This window comes from Arthrobacter sp. APC 3897 (assembly GCF_030407495.1).
In the GTDB taxonomy this organism is placed as follows: Bacteria; Actinomycetota; Actinomycetes; order Actinomycetales; family Micrococcaceae; genus Arthrobacter_B.
Map to the genome: position 1 here is coordinate 1 of NZ_JASDDG010000046.1, position 17600 is coordinate 17600.

General features: G+C 66.6%; 17 protein-coding genes. 10 read left to right on the forward strand and 7 right to left on the reverse strand.

Annotated features, from left to right (window positions below; translation table 11 throughout):
* Positions 1–245 (reverse strand): CinA family protein (locus QMA10_RS17070; protein ID WP_290170340.1); only part of this gene is annotated, 245 nt, incomplete at its 3' end.
* A 298-nt stretch (positions 246–543) separates the two neighbouring features.
* Here QMA10_RS17070 and QMA10_RS17075 point away from each other — a divergent pair.
* The 5 genes from QMA10_RS17075 to QMA10_RS17095 all read left to right on the forward strand — a co-directional run bounded on the left by QMA10_RS17075 (position 544) and on the right by QMA10_RS17095 (position 6121).
* Positions 544–1491 (forward strand): glycosyltransferase, encoded by a 948-nt coding sequence (locus QMA10_RS17075; protein WP_290170343.1) that lies wholly within the window; start codon positions 544–546, stop codon positions 1489–1491.
* The gene (locus tag QMA10_RS17080) at positions 1488–2555 is read left to right on the forward strand and encodes a glycosyltransferase (protein ID WP_290170345.1); all 1068 of its coding nucleotides are present in this window, start codon (positions 1488–1490) and stop codon (positions 2553–2555) included. The genes QMA10_RS17075 and QMA10_RS17080 overlap by 4 nt, the downstream gene beginning before the upstream one ends.
* Entirely contained in the window at positions 2552–3571 is a 1020-nt protein-coding gene (locus QMA10_RS17085) for a glycosyltransferase (protein WP_290170347.1), read from the forward strand. The genes QMA10_RS17080 and QMA10_RS17085 overlap by 4 nt, the downstream gene beginning before the upstream one ends.
* A complete protein-coding gene (locus QMA10_RS17090) occupies positions 3568–4416 on the forward strand; it encodes a galactosyltransferase-related protein (protein ID WP_290170348.1) in 849 nt (282 codons plus the stop codon). The genes QMA10_RS17085 and QMA10_RS17090 overlap by 4 nt, the downstream gene beginning before the upstream one ends.
* 151 nt (positions 4417–4567) lie before the next feature.
* A complete protein-coding gene (locus QMA10_RS17095) occupies positions 4568–6121 on the forward strand; it encodes a long-chain fatty acid--CoA ligase (protein ID WP_290170349.1) in 1554 nt (517 codons plus the stop codon).
* Positions 6122–6166: 45 nt separating this feature from the next.
* On the opposite strand, the gene QMA10_RS17100 is transcribed toward QMA10_RS17095, so the two are convergent.
* Positions 6167–7090, reverse strand: a complete 924-nt coding sequence (locus tag QMA10_RS17100; RefSeq protein WP_290170370.1) for a DMT family transporter — start codon at positions 7088–7090, stop codon at positions 6167–6169.
* A 186-nt stretch (positions 7091–7276) separates the two neighbouring features.
* Here QMA10_RS17100 and QMA10_RS17105 point away from each other — a divergent pair, with 186 nt between their 5' ends.
* The 4 genes from QMA10_RS17105 (at position 7277) to QMA10_RS17120 (ending at position 11950) form a co-directional block, all read left to right on the forward strand.
* Positions 7277–7843 (forward strand): CGNR zinc finger domain-containing protein, encoded by a 567-nt coding sequence (locus tag QMA10_RS17105; RefSeq protein WP_290170351.1) that lies wholly within the window; start codon positions 7277–7279, stop codon positions 7841–7843.
* Positions 7844–8100: 257 nt separating this feature from the next.
* A complete protein-coding gene (locus tag QMA10_RS17110; RefSeq protein ID WP_290170353.1) occupies positions 8101–10722 on the forward strand; it encodes a hypothetical protein in 2622 nt (873 codons plus the stop codon).
* An 89-nt stretch (positions 10723–10811) separates the two neighbouring features.
* Entirely contained in the window at positions 10812–11423 is a 612-nt protein-coding gene (locus tag QMA10_RS17115; protein WP_290170354.1) for a hypothetical protein, read from the forward strand.
* A 92-nt stretch (positions 11424–11515) separates the two neighbouring features.
* The gene (locus QMA10_RS17120; protein ID WP_290170355.1) at positions 11516–11950 is read left to right on the forward strand and encodes a hypothetical protein; all 435 of its coding nucleotides are present in this window, start codon (positions 11516–11518) and stop codon (positions 11948–11950) included.
* A 48-nt stretch (positions 11951–11998) separates the two neighbouring features.
* Here QMA10_RS17120 and QMA10_RS17125 read toward each other — a convergent pair whose 3' ends face one another.
* The 5 genes from QMA10_RS17125 to QMA10_RS17145 all read right to left on the reverse strand — a co-directional run bounded on the left by QMA10_RS17125 (position 11999) and on the right by QMA10_RS17145 (position 16760).
* The gene (locus QMA10_RS17125) at positions 11999–12421 is read right to left on the reverse strand and encodes a hypothetical protein (protein WP_290170357.1); all 423 of its coding nucleotides are present in this window, start codon (positions 12419–12421) and stop codon (positions 11999–12001) included.
* A gap of 65 nt (positions 12422–12486) precedes the next feature.
* Entirely contained in the window at positions 12487–13113 is a 627-nt protein-coding gene (locus QMA10_RS17130; RefSeq protein ID WP_290170358.1) for a hypothetical protein, read from the reverse strand.
* A gap of 24 nt (positions 13114–13137) precedes the next feature.
* Complete coding sequence (locus QMA10_RS17135) at positions 13138–14496, reverse strand: MATE family efflux transporter (RefSeq protein WP_290170359.1); 1359 nt, start codon at positions 14494–14496, stop codon at positions 13138–13140.
* 2 nt (positions 14497–14498) lie between these two features.
* Positions 14499–15806: an MFS transporter gene (locus tag QMA10_RS17140; RefSeq protein ID WP_290170362.1), complete on the reverse strand. Its 1308-nt coding sequence runs from the start codon at positions 15804–15806 to the stop codon at positions 14499–14501.
* A gap of 42 nt (positions 15807–15848) precedes the next feature.
* A complete protein-coding gene (locus QMA10_RS17145) occupies positions 15849–16760 on the reverse strand; it encodes a DUF4031 domain-containing protein (RefSeq protein ID WP_290170363.1) in 912 nt (303 codons plus the stop codon).
* A gap of 84 nt (positions 16761–16844) precedes the next feature.
* Here QMA10_RS17145 and QMA10_RS17150 point away from each other — a divergent pair.
* On the forward strand, positions 16845–17600 hold a 756-nt coding region (locus QMA10_RS17150; RefSeq protein WP_290170366.1), incomplete at its 3' end, for an exo-alpha-sialidase.

Consider the following 17600-nt stretch of genomic DNA (forward strand, 5'->3'; position numbering starts at 1 on the left):
TCTTCAGCACACCGCGCACTCACCACCGGCCCTTCACTGACGCCCAGCACGGACTGCTTAATCTCCGTCAGGTAAGCCACGATCCCGCCGCTCAGCCACTCGCCGGTGTCCCCTCCCCTGCCCAGTGCGCCCGTAAGGTTTCCGCAGGTAAGGGACTCGGCGGTTGCCACCGTCAGCCCGGCCCGTTCCACTTCATCAGCGATCAGCTGCGGAAGCTCTTCCAAAGGGTTTGTCACCGCGTCCATAAACAGCTTGCCCCCTTCCAGCGTCCATATGCTATTGATTACTAACGGTACTTACTATTTCACTTCCCGCGCCGTTCCCGGTTCCCGCCGTGCACCGACGCTTGAAAGAAGAGGGGTCACAGATTGCAGCGGCCGAACTCCATACGAGTGGCGAGCATTCCTTCCGGACACGTCTGCGTCCGCCATCTTGACCCCCTGCCCGGAACTGCGCCGGACTTGCCCGACGTTGTCCGCCTCCCGGATCCGGACCCTGACTCACCCGGCAACCCGGCCACCCGGCAAATGGTGGCCCCCGGTCATGCTCTCCGCAGAGTGGATCGATGCCAACCCTGACGCCTTCGACGTGTTCCACATCCACTTCGGATTCGACGCCCTTGCTCCCCGTGACCTGCAGGAGGTGGCGGCGGCGCTGCAGCGGCACGGCAAGCCGCTGGTCTACACCGTGCATGATTTGCGCAATCCGCACCATGAGTCCCCCGAGGCCCACGACGCCCACCTGGATGTCCTGATTCCGGCCGCTGACGCACTGATAACCCTGACCGAGGGCGCCGCGGCGGAAATTGAACACCGCTGGGGCCGCCGCCCTGACGTCATTGCCCACCCGCACGTCGTCGAGCCCCAAACCATGGCGCACTTTGCCCGGCGCGCCGAGGAGACCCGACCCGGCGGTCCCTACCGGGTGGGCGTGCACGTGAAGAGCCTGCGGGCCAGCATGGACCCCCTGCCGGTCATCCGGGCGCTGCTGGAGGTTGCCCGGGAAGACGGCGGCATGGTGGTTCAGGTGAACGGGCACTGCGATGTCCTGCAGCCCGAGGGTGCGCGGTACGACGCCGAGCTGGCCCGCTTCCTGGAGGAAAAGTCCCGTTCCGGCGAACTCGAACTGCACATTCACGATTTCCTGCCGGACGATCAGCTCTGGGAATATCTCGCCGGACTGGATCTGTCGGTGCTCCCCTACCGCTTCGGCACCCATTCGGGGTGGCTGGAAGCCTGCCGGGACCTCGGCACCGCGGTGGCCGCGCCCGACTGCGGCTTTTATGCCGATCAGGGTCCGGTGTTCGTTTACTCCCACAATGAGGACGGGCTGGATGCCGCATCCCTGAAAGCCGCCGTCCGCGCCGCACGGCACACCGGTCCGCCAAGGCCCCTGGAGCCCCGGGTCCGGACCGAGCAGCGGAACGCCATTGCCTCCCGGCACGCGGAGCTCTATGCACAGCTCCTTGAGCGCAGCGGTGTCCTGCAGTGAGGCTCTGCATCATCGGGCCCTCCCGCTTCCCGATCAGCGAACCGTTCGCCGGCGGTCTCGAGGCGCACACCCGTGCCCTGGTGTCCGCCCTGACGGCACGGGGGCATGACATCACCCTCTTCGCGGCGGCCGGTTCCGACCCGGAGCTCCGGGTGAATTTCCTCGACGTCCCCGTCTTTGAGATGAGCGAGACGGCACGGAACGACGTCGGAGCCCTTCCCGAGCAGTGGATGGCAGAACATCACGCGTACCTCTCACTGATGCTCGATCTGGCCGAACACGGACACGAAAAGTACGACGCCGTCCTGAACACCAGCATCCACCACCTCCCCCTTGCCATGTCCCGCATGCTCAGCCTTCCGCTTATCACCACCCTGCACACTCCCCCGGTGGGATGGATCGAGTCAGCAATCCGGGTGCGCGGCAAGGCCACGCGGTTTATTGCCGTCAGCTCCCACACCCGGGATGCGTGGGCTGATCTGGTGGACAGCACGGCCATCCTGAACGGAGTCGACACCGGCCGCTGGCAGCAGGGACCGGGCGGCGGCTCTGCCATCTGGTTTGGCCGGATTGTGCCGGAGAAGGGAACGGCGCTTGCCATCCTGGCCGCCAAAGAGGCAGGAATGCCCCTTGACCTGGCCGGTCCCATCCATGACCACCATTACTTCAACGCCGAAGTCCGCCCGCACCTCGGCACGGATATCCGCTACCTGGGCCATCTGGACCATTCCCGCCTGCGCCGGGCCGTCCAGGGTGCCTGCGCTGCGCTCGTCACCCCGCGCTGGGATGAGCCGTACGGCCTGGTGGCGGCCGAAGCCCTGGCGGCAGGCACTCCGGTTGCCGCCTTCGAGCGCGGTGCCCTGCCGGAGATTCTTACTCCGGACTGCGGCCGGCTTGCGCCGGCGGACGACGTCGACGCCCTGGCAACGGCCCTGCGTGAGGCATCGGCCCTGGACCGGAACGCCGCGCGGCGCCGCGCGGAGACGTTCTGCTCCCACGAACGGATGGTTGACGAATACGTTGCCCTGCTCCTCGCAGCCAGCCTGCAGACGGCCGCCGCATGATCGGCTACTACATCCATCATCAGGGCATGGGGCATCTGCGGCGTGCCCAGGCCATCGCGGCGCATCTGCCCGCCGGAGGCGTGACAGGCCTGTCTTCCCTCCCCCGTCCCGCCGGCTGGAACAATCCGTGGATCCGGCTGGACCGGGATGACACCGGGCCGGAGCCCGCGTCCGTCGATGCCAACGGCCGTCTCCACTGGGTTCCCCTGCACGACGCGGGCCTGCGCGAACGCATGGGACAGCTGTCCGCCTGGCTGCGGGAGGCCGCTCCGGCTGCCCTGGTTACCGACGTCTCGGTTGAGGCCGCCGTACTGGCGCGTCTGCACGGCATCCCCGTCATCTCCGTAGCCCTGCCCGGACAGCGCGGAGATTCCGCCCACACGCTCGGTTTTGGCATCTCGGACGCCGTGATCTCGGCCTGGCCGCCCGAGGCCCCGGACATGCTTGCCGTGTCGGGTGACTGGGTCAGCGGGAAGCTGTTCCCTGTCGGCGCCATTTCCGGCATCCCCGTCCAGCCGGGCCGACCGCCCGGGCCCGTCACCCGGGTTGTGGTGCTGGGCGGCGCCGGCGGCGGCGGGATGAACGACGCCGCCATTGAGGACGCCCGGCGCCAGACACCCGGTGTGGACTGGGTGGCGCTGGGAACCAACCCCGAAAACCGCACCTCGGATCCACTCCCGCATCTCAGGGATGCCTCCCTGGTGGTGACGCACGCCGGCCAGGGCGCCGTAGCGGATGCGGCAGCCGCCGGTGTACCCGCAGTGATTGTTCCCCTGGAACGGCCCCATCAGGAACAGGTCACCACCGGCCGCGCACTGTCCCGGATGCCCGGACTCCCCGCCATCGTCTCGCCGGCCTTTGCCCGCAGCGACTGGGCGCAGGTGCTGGCAGCTGCCGCACAACTGGACGGCCGCGGCTGGTCTGTCTGGAATGACGGAAAGGGAGCTTCCCGGGCAGCGCGGGTCATCGCGGACGTGGCCGCCGCCATACCCGCTGCAGCGGGAACAGCATCATGAAAGCCAGCGTCATCACCCTGGTGCACGGCCGGCATGCCCATCTGGCGTCCCAGCAGCGGGCCCTGCTCCGGTCCTCCCGGCTGCCCGATGACTACGTGCTCGTTGCCATGGATGACCCCGGCATTGCGGCGTCCTTCCCGGACCCGCGCCTGCCCGGGACCGTCGTCGAACTCCCCCGGACGGACACGGCGCTGCCGCTGGCCAGGGCGCGCAATGCCGGGGCCCGGGCCGCCCTGCAGCGCGGCGCTGAGCTGCTGCTCTTCCTGGACGTCGATTGCCTGCCCGGTCCCGGCCTGGTGGCCGGTTACGTTGCCGCGGCCACAGATAGAGCGGCCTCGGCCAGACTGCTCTGCGGCCCGGTCACCTACCTGGATCCGCCGGGGCCGCAGGGCTACCCTCTGGGCCGGCTCAGCGACCTGGATTCACCGCACCCGGCGCGCCCCGCTCCACTTCCCGGCGAGATCATTCCTGACGACAACCCCGACCTGTTCTGGTCCCTGTCCTTCGCTGTTACGGCGGCAACCTGGAACCGCATCGGCGGGTTCTGCGAGGACTACACCGGCTACGGCGGAGAGGACACCGACTTCGCCCGCCTGGCCGGACGCGCCGGAGCAGGCCTGGCCTGGGTCGGTGCGGCCAGGGCCTACCACCAGTACCACCCCACCCAGGATCCGCCCGTCCAGCATCTGGCGGATATTGTCCGGAACGCCAATCTGTTCCACGCCCGCTGGGGCAGCTGGCCCATGGGCGGCTGGCTGCAGGGTTTTCGCCGGCTTGGACTGATGGAGGGCGGGCACGGAACGACGCCGTGCACTCTTACCCGCTCCGCTGGACAACCTGTCTGAACCGGGGGGCTGGATCCGGCAGTTAGCAGCACCGGACATCATCCGAAGATTCTGTGCCGAATACGGTACAAACATACCGCTCAGTATGTGATGCTAGTCACCATCAGTTCGACGTCGCTCAGCGCCCCATGTGTGATCGAAGGAGATCTTCATGCAAAACCTCGCCGGAATTCTTACCGATACGGCTGCCCGGATTCCGGACCGCCCGGTCCTGAAGCTTGATGACACCACGGTCACGTACGCCGCGCTTGACGCGATGAGTGCCAAAGTGGCCGGTGTACTCGCTGCGCGGGGAGTTAAACCGGGTGACCGCATGGCCCTGATCATGCCGAACATCCCGCAGATGGCGTTCGTGTATTACGGCGTGCTCCGCTACGGGGCTGTGGTGGTTCCAATGAACCCGCTGCTCAAGGCACGCGAGGTGGCGTACCACCTGCAGGATTCCGGCGCGAAGCTGGTTTTCGCCTGGGAAGGAATTCTGGCTGAGGCGCTGGCCGGCGCCGAGGAAGCCGGAGGCGTGGAGGTCATCCCGGTCAACGCCGGCGCCTTCCTGCAACTGCTGGCCGAAGCCGATCCGGTGACTGAGGTCCGCGAAGTGGACGGTGAGGACATCGCCGTCATTCTCTACACCTCCGGCACCACGGGGCGGCCCAAGGGCGCCGCCCTGACCCACAACAACCTGCTGACCAATGCAGACATTTCGCGGAACCTTCTGCACACCCTGGAATCAGATGTGATCTTCGGCGGACTGCCGTTCTTCCACGTGTTCGGCCAGACATCGGCACTGAACTCGGCGGTGATGGCGGGCGCCTCCATCAGCCTGCTCCCGAGGTTCGATGCCGGAAAAGCCCTCGAAATCATCGAGCGTGACGGCGTCACCATCTTTGAAGGCGTTCCCACCATGTATGTGGGCATGCTGCGCCATCCAAACCTTGCCGGCACCGATGTTTCCACCCTCCGCGGAGCGATCACCGGAGGCTCGGCCATGCCCCTGGAAGTGCTGCACGAGTTTGAACGGGTTTTCGGCACCCAGCTGCTGGAAGGCTACGGGCTTTCGGAAACCTCGCCCGTGGTTTCCTTCAACCTGCCGGGGCCGGACCGGATGGCCGGCTCCATCGGCAAGGCCGTGGACGGGATGTTTGTCCGCGTGGTGGACCCGGACGGCGCCGATGTACCCGTGGGCGAAGTGGGCGAGCTGGCCGTACAGGGCAGCGGCGTGATGAAGGGGTACTGGAACAATCCCGAGGCAACCCAGGCCGCCATTCCGGACGGCTGGTTCCGCACCGGAGACCTGGGGCGGCTGGACGAGGCCGGGAACATCTACACTGTGGACCGCAAAAAGGATGTCATTCTGCGCGGCGGTTACAACGTGTATCCCCGCGAGGTCGAAGAAGTCCTGTACGGCCACCCCGCCATCGCGGAGGCCGCCGTCATCGGGGTTCCCGATGAACTGCACGGTGAAGAGATCGTGGCTGTGGTGGGCCTGAAGGAGGACGCGGGGCCGGCCGATGACAACGCCCGGCAGGCGCTGCTCGCGGAGATCCAGGCCTTCGCCAAAGACCGGCTGGCTGCCTACAAATATCCGCGGCGCGTCCTCCTGACGGATGCCCTCCCCAAGGGTCCCACCGGGAAGATCCTCAAGCGAGAGATCAAGGTGGATGCATCGGCTGATCCGAGCGAGCCGCAGGTCGAACCCCGCGTTTAGCCGCCTCCTGACCGACGGGCCCGCCGCAGTACGCGGCGGGCCCGATCATGCGTAGGGTGCCGGTTCTTCGGCGGCTTCGCCGGGCAGGCCTGCGGTTTTGTCCGACCGCACGAGCACCACTCCAAGCACAATCAATGCACCGCCAGCCAGCTGCACAGTGCCTGGCAGTTCGGACAGGAACAGCCAGGCCCAAAGTACCGCAAACAGCACTTCCGTCAGGGATACAAAAGAGGCCACCCGCGATCCCAGGGTCCTTGCCGCCACAATCCCCGTAACGTATGCCAGCACCGTGGAGAAGAGCACCAGTCCCGCCAGGGGCACCCACCAGGGTGTGATCCGGCCTGCCAGCACCACGTCACCGGTATTGAACCCGGTGGGAAGGATGCCGACGGCGCCAAGCGTCACCATGGTGACCGCCCCCACGAGCATCCCGCCCGTGGCCAGCACCAGCGGCGGCAGGGAATCGTTCGCTTTGGCGGTAATAAAGAAATAGATCGCAAGGCACACCGCGGCGGCGAGACCCCACAGAACTCCCACCGGGTCGATCTTCATCTCCCCGCCGATGTTCAGCACGAGCACCAGTCCGGCAATTGCCGCCAGGGCGCCCCCGATGGTCTTCAGCCCCGGCCGCCGGCGGGTGGCGGCCCAAATCCAGAGCACCATGAGCACCGGTGCCAGGAACTCCAGCAGCAGGGCAACTCCGACGGACAGCCGCTCCACGGCGTTGAAGTAGAAAAACTGGCAGCCCGCCACGCCGATAAACCCAAAGGCCATGATGGTCTTCCAGTTCTCACGCACCTGATGCCAGCGCCCGTGCAGCACGAACAGTGCCGGAATGAGCAGCACCAGGGCGGCTCCGCCCATGCGGACGGCCACCGCCGATGTGGATGTCCACCCCGTTTCCAGCAGTGACTTGGCAAACGATCCGGAGAGTCCAAAGACGGCGGATGACAGGAGGGCAACGGCTATGCCCGTACTGCCCGGCCGCGTTCCGGCGGGCCGGGACCCGTCCGCCGTCGTTGGGCCCTTGCCTGCATAACGTTTCACAATGCCTCCAGAGCACAGGAATTGATTGTCCCCCGGGACCTGTCATGTTCATTCTTACCTATAGAGCATTACACTGGGAAGAACCAGAAGTAGATGTCAGGATTCACAGTGCCTTTAGGACATGACACAGCGGACTCACTCAGCACGATGGCAGCGCTGATCAATACCGCAGCAGACCATCCCGATGCCCTGCTCACCCCTGCCGATTTGGACGAGTTCCTGGCACGGGAGCGCTTCAGCGGATCCCGCACCCATACCGCCGGGGAGCTGCGCGCGGTGCGCCATCTCCGCACCCGGCTCCGCCAGTTGTGGACCGCCAATGAAGAGCAGCTGGCGGCCGGCGTAAACCAGCTGCTGCGCAACGCCGGCGCTAGGCCGCAGGTGGTTCGCCACGACGAATGGGGATGGCACCTGCACTGCACTTCGCCGGCGGCACCCCTGGAGGAAAGGCTGGCCACGGAAGCCGCCATGGCGCTGGCGGACGTCCTGCGCGGCGGCGAACTGGACCGGCTGGGGACCTGTGCCGCCCCGGACTGCTCCGCGGTCATCCTGGATGTAACCCGCAACCGTTCAAAGCGGTACTGCGATACGGGGAACTGCGGAAACCGTCAGCATGTCCGCTCCTACCGCAGCCGCCGGGCAGCAACGCAAAAGACAGTACGCCCGCGCCAGTAGCCCCTTCCCCCGGGGATTCCTTTCCGCTGCGTCCCCAAATACCAACAGTGTGCTTGTTAGTTCAGTCACCTGCGGCTAGGATCGCGGTGAGCTTCGTCCGCCGTCACGGCGAACGGCTCTTCCACACAGTCTCGATTCCGCGATGTTCCGGCCAGGGTTACCCCTGTGCCATTCACGGGCCCGCGGTCTGTGCCAGCACAAAATGGGGGTTTCAATTGCAGGACACTACAAGCGCGTTCTATAAACGCGTAGGCGCCTTGGGCGCCGCTACAGCACTGGCGGTGAGCGGGGCATTTATCGCTTCGCCGGCCATCGCCTCTCCGGCCGCAGAGCCGGACATCACACCAGCCACCGCACCCGCGGAAGCGCCGGTTGGCGCCGTTGAAGAAACGGTTGCCGAAGCCGCCGGCACCGATGAGGCCGCTCCCGTAGCGGAAGCTCCTGCAGAGGAAGCAGGAACCCTGGCTCCCGGCCTGGCTGAGGCTCTTCTGCGCGATCTCGGCATGACCGTCGAGGAGTTCGAGGCAGCCGGCGAGCTGGGCCGGAAGGCGGCAGATGCCCTTCCCCGGCTCCAGGCCACCGAAGGTTACGTGGGCATTGCCATTGAAGACGGCAGGATAGTCATCACCGGTTCGGGAACGGCCCTTGAGGCCCTCGCCCTCGAACTGGACGCCACCCTGGTGGCTCCCGTTGTCGAAGAGCCTGCGGTTGAGGCTTCCGAGCCCGCTGCTGAACCCACCGGTCCCGCCGCCGAACCCACCGGTCCCGCTGCGGAAGCCACCGAGCCGGCCGCCGGGGCTCCGAGTGCCGAACCCACCGAAGCACCCGCCGTCGAGGAAGAGAAGGCCGCGCCGCTCAGCCTTACCGGCGACTACCGTGCCAACATCGAAAAAATCCGAGCCGACTACATCGCCAGCGTCGGTGTGGAGGGACTGCAGTCCATCCTCCTGACCAATGACGGGTACGTCATCAGCGTGGACAAGTCCGCCGTTGCCGGTGACTCGGTTCTTGCCAGGAGCATGGCCGATGTGACGGGTTCTCCGGCAGATGTCTTCGCCGAGAAGTTCACCAACGTCACCATCTCCGACTCCTCGGGCCCGGCCACACCGCTTGAAGACGTTGTGAACGGTCAGGGTTATGCGATTGACGAAGCTTTCCTCTGCTCCATCGGCTTCAACGGCTTTGACCCGAGCGGGAAGCCCGCTGTCATCACCGCGGGTCACTGCAACGACGACGGCAATGGCAAAGAGGCAGCACTGACGGAGCCCGCAAATGACGAGGCGGCCGGGGGAACCCGGCCCAGCCTTGGATCGCCGCTGGGAACCTTTGGTTTCTCCCAGTTCGGAGGGGCGAACAACTCGCCCATCGCAGACCCGGTGACCGGCGGAAACATTGGCACCGACATCGCGGTCATCAACAACATCAACAGCGGACTCGACCTGCTCCCCGAAACCACCACGTGGCAGGACGCCGCAGACCTGACGGCCGGATCCGTGTCCCTTACCGGCGTGGTGGAAGCCGTCAACGGAGCACCTGTCTGCAAGTCCGGCCGCACCACCGGCTGGAGCTGCGGAAGCGTAACCGGCGTAGGCGAGTTCTACGTTCTGGGTCATAACGGAGGCGACGACATTCGCGGTGTGTGGGGTTTTGAATCCACTCTCGAGAAAAATGCCGCCCCGGGTGACTCCGGCGGATCCGTCATCTCCGGCACCAACGCCATGGGCATCAGCAGCGCCGGCGTTGTCCGGGAAGGGATCGACAGGCTGTCCTCCACCTCTTTGGTGGACGGCCTCGGCAAGTACCTGCCCGGTTACAGCGTTGCACTCTTCGTTGCAGCGCCGGCAATGACTTCGCATGAGGACAAGGGCACCGTCCTGACGGACGAGGCCATCACCGGGACCACCGCCGGCACCAAGGTCAAGCTCACGCGCGGCGACAAGAGTACGGAACTCGACGTGGTGAACGGAACCTGGACCTTCCCTGCTCCGTCCACCATTCCCGAAGGCGGCAAATTCGAGTTCACTGTTCAGGCCATCAACGGCTTCAACAAGTCCAAGGCTGTCTCCTACGAGCTGACCGTCGAGGAAGCTCCGCTGGCTGCTCCAGTCATCACAAACCCGGCTGCCGACGCGCAGATCGCCGATTCACTCACGACCATCAAGGGCACCGGCGCTGCGACCGCCGAGGTCACGGTGAAGGTCTCCGGCAACAGGACAGTCGAAGACGCCGAGGAAGCAGGCACCGCTGAAACACTCGCCGTCGAAGCCGTTGACGAAGAAGGCACCGCCGTCGTCGACGACGACGGCAACTGGGAGTACACGCTCAAGGACGCACTGTCCTACGGCGATTACACCGTCACCGCGGCGCAGGACGGAGTCGGGGGCAAGCTTGCCTCACCTGAGGCGACGTCTAGTTTCTCCGTCATCCTGAACCAGCCGATCATCACCTCGATCGAGAACGGCCAGGAGTTCACTGAGGGATCCACCCCCAGCGGCATGTCCGGCACCGGTACCGCCAAGGCGGACATCGCCGTAACGATCGGTGACACCACACTGACTGCAACGGTTGCCGACAACGGTGCCTGGAATGTTGAAGGATTCCCGGCCCTGAAGCAGGGCGCCTACACGGTTTCCGCCGTCCAGACGCTCTCGGGTGCAACCTCCGCAGCCGCCGATATGGCCTTCACGGTCAAGGCAGTAGTTGTCGAAGAGCAGGCTCCGCCCGCAGTGCCGCCGGTCCCGGCGCCGGACAACAACGGTGACGGCCTGCCCGACACCGGTGCTGCCGGCATGGGCCTCTTTGCGGGAGCAGGCGCACTGCTCACCATCGGCGGCATCAGTGCCCTGCTGATGAACCGCCGCCGGATGCAGGACGCCTAATCTGCAGCTAGCGTGAAACACTGCAGCGGGTCCCGGCCTTGTGCCGGGGCCCGCTGTGGTATTTCGTCCTTGAAAACCCAGGAGGCAAGATGCCGATCCCGAAGAAGGTCCGCAGCAGTGCTAAGGCGCCCACTGCGGTTCTGGCTGCGGCTGCCCTGCTGCTCCTTTGCGGCTGCGGTCAGGATCCGCTGTCTGCGCCGGGCAGCACCGGCGCAGATACAACCGGCACAGTAACAACCGGAGCAGCTCCGGCGGCCCCCTCCAACCCCGACACAGCAACGGACGAATACATGACTGATCTTCTCCAGCTGAACGCCCGGCTGAAAACTGATCTTGGTTCCGCCTATTCCGATGCCTGGATTGAGAACAATCAACTTCACGTGGCAGTAACCAGCCCTGAAGCCGAGGCGGCTGTGACGGACGCCGGTGCCATTCCCTACCGGGCCCGGTTCTCGGCCGACCAGCTTAAGGATGCCGTGGACGCGTTCAAGGCCTGGCTGGGCACGGATCCAGCTCCGCGCGTTCAGCTGCACTGGCTGGACACCAGCGGACGGACCGGCAGCATCACGGTCCGTGTTCCGGCGGATCAGGTCCAGCCGCTGACCGATGCTCTGGCCGCACAGCGGCCCACCGGTGCGGTGAAGGTCATTGTGGAGGAGTCCAGCGGCCCTGCAACCCCCCTCGCCACAAACGGCCCGTAAACGGGGAGCGGACTGTTCCGGTCCGGCCGGGCCTGCCTAGAGTTGAGGGCGTCGAGTACACGGCACCACGGCCTCTTCCTTAGGACCCGTTCATGGATCAGAAGCTGCAGAACCTGTTCTTGTCCCTTCCCTCCCGGTCCGCCTGGATCATTCTGGGCAGCTGCGCAGCGTACTGGGTGCTCTGCCTGACCGGCCTTTTGACACCTCCGGTGTCAGCGCCGCCAAACCTTGCCCTCTACTGGTTCTACGCCATGCTGATGCTGGCCCTGGCCTCGGGTGTTGCCGCCGTCGCGCTTGGAGGGTTGCTGGTCATGCGCCGGCGCGGCACTGTTGTAACGGCAGCGGATGCATCCGCTGCCGCCCGGCTGCAGCCGGGGATGCCTGAGGGCGAGGACCAGGACCAGCTGGCCGGGCTCGGGCGGATGCTTGATGACCCTGACAATGTGCAAGCGTCAGCAAATGCCGCAGCCCGGGTCCAAGATTCCGCTCCAAAACCCAGGGCCAAGCAGCGCAAGCGGCGCCGCTAGACGGCGGCCGGCCAGGCGGTTGCGGGCTGACTAAGCGGTGGGGTCTGACTAGGCGGCGGGGTCTGCGGGGCGGGAAACCGGGCTGGATTCGCCGTCGGCCTCCGGCTGCGTGCTGCTGCGTTCCGGAGCGGCAGCATCCCCGGACTTCGGTGCGGCGGCTGCGCCGGGGGCACCGACAGAACCGGCACCGCCGGGAATCTTGGCTGCACTGCGGTGAACACCGGATCCTTCACCGAGGTAGTCCGGGTTCGGCTTTTCCGTCATGAGGAGCAGCGAGCAGATCAGGAGCGAGGCAATGAAGGCGATGCCGGCAGCCGTGAGCCCCAGATCAACCCTCAGTTCCTTCTCTGCGCCGCCGGTGGCAAAGATCATGGTGGCAATACCCGCAATCACAGCCAGCACGGCAGAGAAAATGAGCGGGGCCTTCACGGAGTTCCGCTTCTGCGGCCTTCCGGATGAGCTGTTCGCCACTGTTTTTCCTCCTGCTGCGTTGAATGTTCCCAGTTCTACGGTAGGTAGAACCGGAGTTGTCTAGTTTACGGCTTTTGTTGGGCGGCCGACGACGGGCGGGACTGGCCGCTCTGCGAGCGTGCGTCCCACCGGGCTCCAAGTCCCGAGGTCGCCAGCATGACGGCGATGATGATCGCTGAACCGCCGGTGACGCCCAGCATTGCATGCGCCCCGAGATCCAGGAGCTGTACGCCAACCAGGATGACGGCTGTTCCCAGGCTGACACCGCCGGTGATCAACCAGTCCCGTGCGGGCAGGAACGTCTTGCGGGAGGTGTTCCAGAGATAGAGTTCCACCGCACCGCCCAGCACCAGGGCAAGTCCTCCGGCAATCAGGAACGCTTCAACCGACCGCAGCGCAAGGACTGCCAGACCCGCTGCCAGGTACACCGCTGCTTCCAGCCGCTGCAGGCCGCGGATCCGCGGTTTCCCCTCAGCGCCGGCCAGCACGGCCATCCGCGACACGGCGAATCCGGTCAGCAGCAGGTACAGGCCGCCTGCAACGGAGAGAACTCCAACTCCGGGTGACTGCCAGAAAACAGTCAGGGTGCCGAAGGCCGCCGCCGTGGCGGACCGTAGGAGGATGGGTACCCACGGATTGCCGTGGTTGGAATCGCCCACTGCCGAGCCTCCGCTTTCGTATCTGCGCGTCATGTGGCCGGTTGGCCACCCACCAGCTTAGTCGCTCGCGGTGCCCGGCGCCGCCCCGGTGACCATCCATGCATCCTGCCGCACCCGCCAGGTCAGCGTGACCGCCCGTGCACTCATGTAGCCCAGTGCAAAGGCGGCCCACAGCCACGCGATGCCGCCCGGCCCCTCCAGCCCCGATGCGTGCACCCACCACAGCAGCGGCAGATAGGCGATCAGGTTCAGCACACCGGTGACCGCCAGATACCGTGCGTCGCCGGCACCGATGAGTACGCCGTCGAGCACAAACACCAGCCCGCAGATCGGCTGGGACACAGCCAGCACCCACAATCCCGCGGTGAGCGCTGCCTGCACTCCGGCGTCGGGCGTGAAGATCCAGCCGGCAAAGGGAGCGGCGGCCGCCAGCAGCGCTCCGGTGATAACACCGAAGCCCACCCCCCAGCGAATCATCCGGCGGGTCAGTTCGCGGGCCAGTGTCCGGTTCCCGGCACCGAGCTCCCTGCCGATGAGCGCCTGCGCGGCGATGGCCAGGGCATCAAGGGCAAAAGCGAGGAAGGTGAACATGGTCATGACCAGCTGGTGGGCGGCCAGGGACTGCGGGCCCTGGGCGGTGGCGACGAGCACGGTGGCCAGCACGGCGAGCCGCAGGCTCAGCGTGCGCAGCATCAGCCAGGAACCAACATGTGCGGTGGCCCGGATACCGGCGGCAGCGGGACGCAGCGGCACCCCGGCCCGGCGCGCCATCCGGCCCACCATGATCAGGTAAACACCGGCCATCCCCCACTGGGTAATGCTGGTGCCCAGTGCGGAGCCGGCCACCGAAAGGTTAAAGCCGTACACCAAAAGATAATTCAGCCCCACGTTCACGCCGCAGCCAACGGCGGCTACCGCCAGCGGAGTGCGGGTGTCCTGCAGCCCGCGCAGGACTCCGGTGGCCGCCAGGACCACGAGCATGGCGGTCAGGCCGGGCATCGAATACTGCAGGTAATCCACGGCGAAGGCGTGCACTTCACCGGTGGCGCCCAGCGCGGCGGCCAGGGCGGGTGCGGCGAGAATACCGGCGGTGGAGAGCAGCACGCCCAGGATCAGGGCCAGTCCGATCCCGTCACGGCCGGCGGCCACTGCCTCGCGGTGGCGGTTGCCGCCCAGGTGGCGGGCGACGGTGCCGGTGGTGGAATAGGCCAGGAAAACCATGAGGCCGACGGCGGTCTGCAGCACAGTGGACGCCAGGCCCACCCCGGCCAGTTCGTTGACGCCCAGGTGGCCCACGATGGCGGAATCCGCGATCAGGAACAGCGGCTCGGCAATCAGGGCACCCAGGGCGGGTACGGCCAGGGCAAGGATGCGCCGGCCCAGGGAAGAGCCGGAGGGTGTTGCTGGAGTGCCCACCTTCAAAGTTTACGGTCCTCCGGTGACCCGGCCGCGCCGGGTGAATCAACAGTGGAGCCCGTGTCCGGCTCCGGTCCGAGCACCACGGCTGCGGTGCCTGCGGCAAGGGCCATGAGCACGCCCACAAATCCACTCAGTCCCGCCCACCCCCAGGTCTGGAAGAAGATGCCGCCGATCCAGCCCAGCAGGCTTGAGCCGGCGTAGTAGAAGAGGTTGTACAGCGATGACGACTGGGCCCGGCCCGCAGTGGCGAGAAACGGCGCCCAGCCTGAGGCGATGGAATGGGCGGCGAAGAACCCGCCAGTGAACACCACCAGCCCCGCGATCACCGCGGGCAGCCATGCAGCGAGCGTGAGGGCCAGCCCGGCCGCCATCACGGCAATGGAACCCAGCAGCACCGTTTTCCGGCCGCCGCGGCCGGACAGCCGGTCCGCGAGAACCCCGGCGGACCGTGAGGACCACGTACCGGCGAGGTAGGCCAGGAACAGGAAACTGGCCACGCTCTGCGGCAGCGAGAACGGTGCGGCCCCCAGCCGGAAGCCCAGGTAGTTGTAGACCGCCACAAAGCCGCCCATCAGCAGGAAACCCTGCAGATACAGGCTTACCTGCCGCGGGTTGCGCAGGTTGGCCAGCAGGCGCCCGCCCAGTCCCGGACCAGGGTCAGACCGGCGCAGCGGAGCAAATCCCTGCTGCTTTGGTGCGGTCAGCATGAACACGATGCCGGCGACGGCGGCCAGAACACTGACGACGCCGACCCCGACACGCCAGTCCGCCGCATCGGCCACCGGGGCGGCGACCAGGCGCCCGGCCAGCCCGCCGATCGTGGTGCCTGAAACATAGCTTCCAGCCGCGACGGCGGCGTGCACGCGTGACACTTCCTCGTTCAGGTAAGCCAGGGCGACTGCGGGAATCCCGCCCATGGCCGCACCTTCCGCGAACCGCAGCACCAGGAGCACCGGCAGGTCCGGGCTGAACGGCACCAGCAGTCCAAGCACCACCGCCGCGATGATCGCCAGCCGCATCACGGGCAGCCGGCCAAACCTGTCCGCCGCAGCGGACCACGGAATAACTGCTGCTGCCAGGCCCAGAGTTGCCGCCGAGACCGTGAGTGCGGCGGACGATGCGGTGATGTCCAGATCCTGGGCCATTCCCGGCAGGACACCCTGCACCGAGTACAGCTGCGCGAAGGTGGCCATGCCGGCCGCGGCCAGGCCAATCAGCACACCCCGGTAACCGCGGCTGCCCCTGACATGCCCCGTCCACGGCTGGTCCCTGCTGCTGCCGGCTCCTGTTTCCGTCCCCTTGTGCACCTTCAAACTGTAGGCCCTCCCCCTCCGGGCATGCACCGCGCCTTACGCAGGCTGCGGCAGTTCCAATTCGGACATCAGGTTGCTGCGCGCCGGCTCTTCCCAGCGGGCGCGCGCGCCGGGCGCGGAAAAGATCGGATCGAGGTTCAGCAGGCCGGTCACTACGCGGCGGCGGCCCGCGGCGAAGGCTGCGTCATCCAGATGCGGATACTCCCGCCGAACGTCAGCCAGGTACCGTTTGTACGCCTGAGGGCTTCGGCCCAGGACGGAGAGGTCTGCATCGCAGAGCAGCGCCCCGGAAGCATCCCCGGGTTCCGGGCGGTGGCCGGCCGTCAGCCGGACCAGCCGCTGCACCTCGCGGATTTCCTGCCCCGAACGCCCTGCTTCAGCGAGCAGGGTCCCGGCGAGGGACGCTGAGTCCTCCTCGTCGTCGGCGGTGCCCCGGTACACGGCGTCGTGGAACCACGCGGCCAGCAGGACCGTCCGCGGCGGTTCCGCGGAGAGCTGTTCCACCGCCTCCAGTACTGCGAGCAGGTGCCTGCGGTCATGGTAGCGGCGGTGCGGTTCGCCCCAGCGGTTGAGCAGCTCCGCCCCCACCCCGCGCGTACCGGGGGCAAGCACATCCCAGCGGGCCAGCAGCGGATGCACGAGGGAGGAATTGCGCTCCCGCGCCTTAATCCGCAGGCCGCTGCGGATGAGCAGACGCACCAGCGTGCCGCCGTCGACCTCCACTGCGCCGCGGGCCACCAGACCGCGGTAACGGTGCTGCGGCACGTCATAGTGATCGAGGTCGAAGGCACGGGTGCTGATCCCGGCGGCGGAGGCAAACCCATGCAGCTCGGCCAGCGACGTGTCCGAGACCAGATGCGAAAACACCGTGCCGTGGGCGGGCCACCGCGGCGGATCGATGTAGATCATCCTGCGGGCCGGAACGGAGACGGAAAAGACATGTTCCATACCTACCGGACACCGGCCGGGATTTCCACGCGGACCTTTCGGCACCCCCTTGTCCCTGCCCGGGGCCCGTGGTCCAATACCTGCATGAATGAAGGGGACACCGCCGTCCTGGCCATTGGAACAAAAAAGGGCCTGTGGCTGGCGAGAAGCACCGACAGGCATGATTGGAACGTGTCCGGACCGCACTTCCTGATGGATGAAGTGGCGTCGGTGGCCATTGACACGCGCGGCCCGGTTCCGCGGATCCTGGCCGGGATCATGAACTGGCACTGGGGTCCGTGCGTCGTCCACTCGGATGACCTCGGCCGCACCTGGAGCGAACCGGAAGACGGCGCCGTCCGGTTCCCGGCTGACACCGGAGAAGCTCTCACCAGGGTCTGGCAGCTGCAGCCGGACAGTGCGGAGCGCCCGGGCGTGGTCTGGGCAGGGGCCGAGCCCATTTCGGTGTGGAAATCCACCGACGGCGGGGAGCACTTCGAGCTGAACCAGCCCTTCTGGGACCATCCGCACCGCAGTGAGTGGGGTGCCGGTTTCGGCGGAGCAGCGGCTCACACGGTCCTGCCAAGCCCGGAGGATGACAGTGTGCTGGTGGCGATCAGTGCCGCCGGCGTCTACCGGACCGACGACGGCGGAGCCTCGTGGACGCCGCGCAACACCGGTATCAGCGCCTACTTCATGCCTGACCCCCATCCGGAGTTCGGCCAGTGCGTGCACAAAGTGGCACGGGACGCCGGCGATCCGCAGCGCCTGTACGCCCAGAACCATCACGGCGTGTACCGTACTGACAATTCCGGTGATTCATGGGAGTCCATTGCGGACGGGCTGCCGGCGGATTTCGGC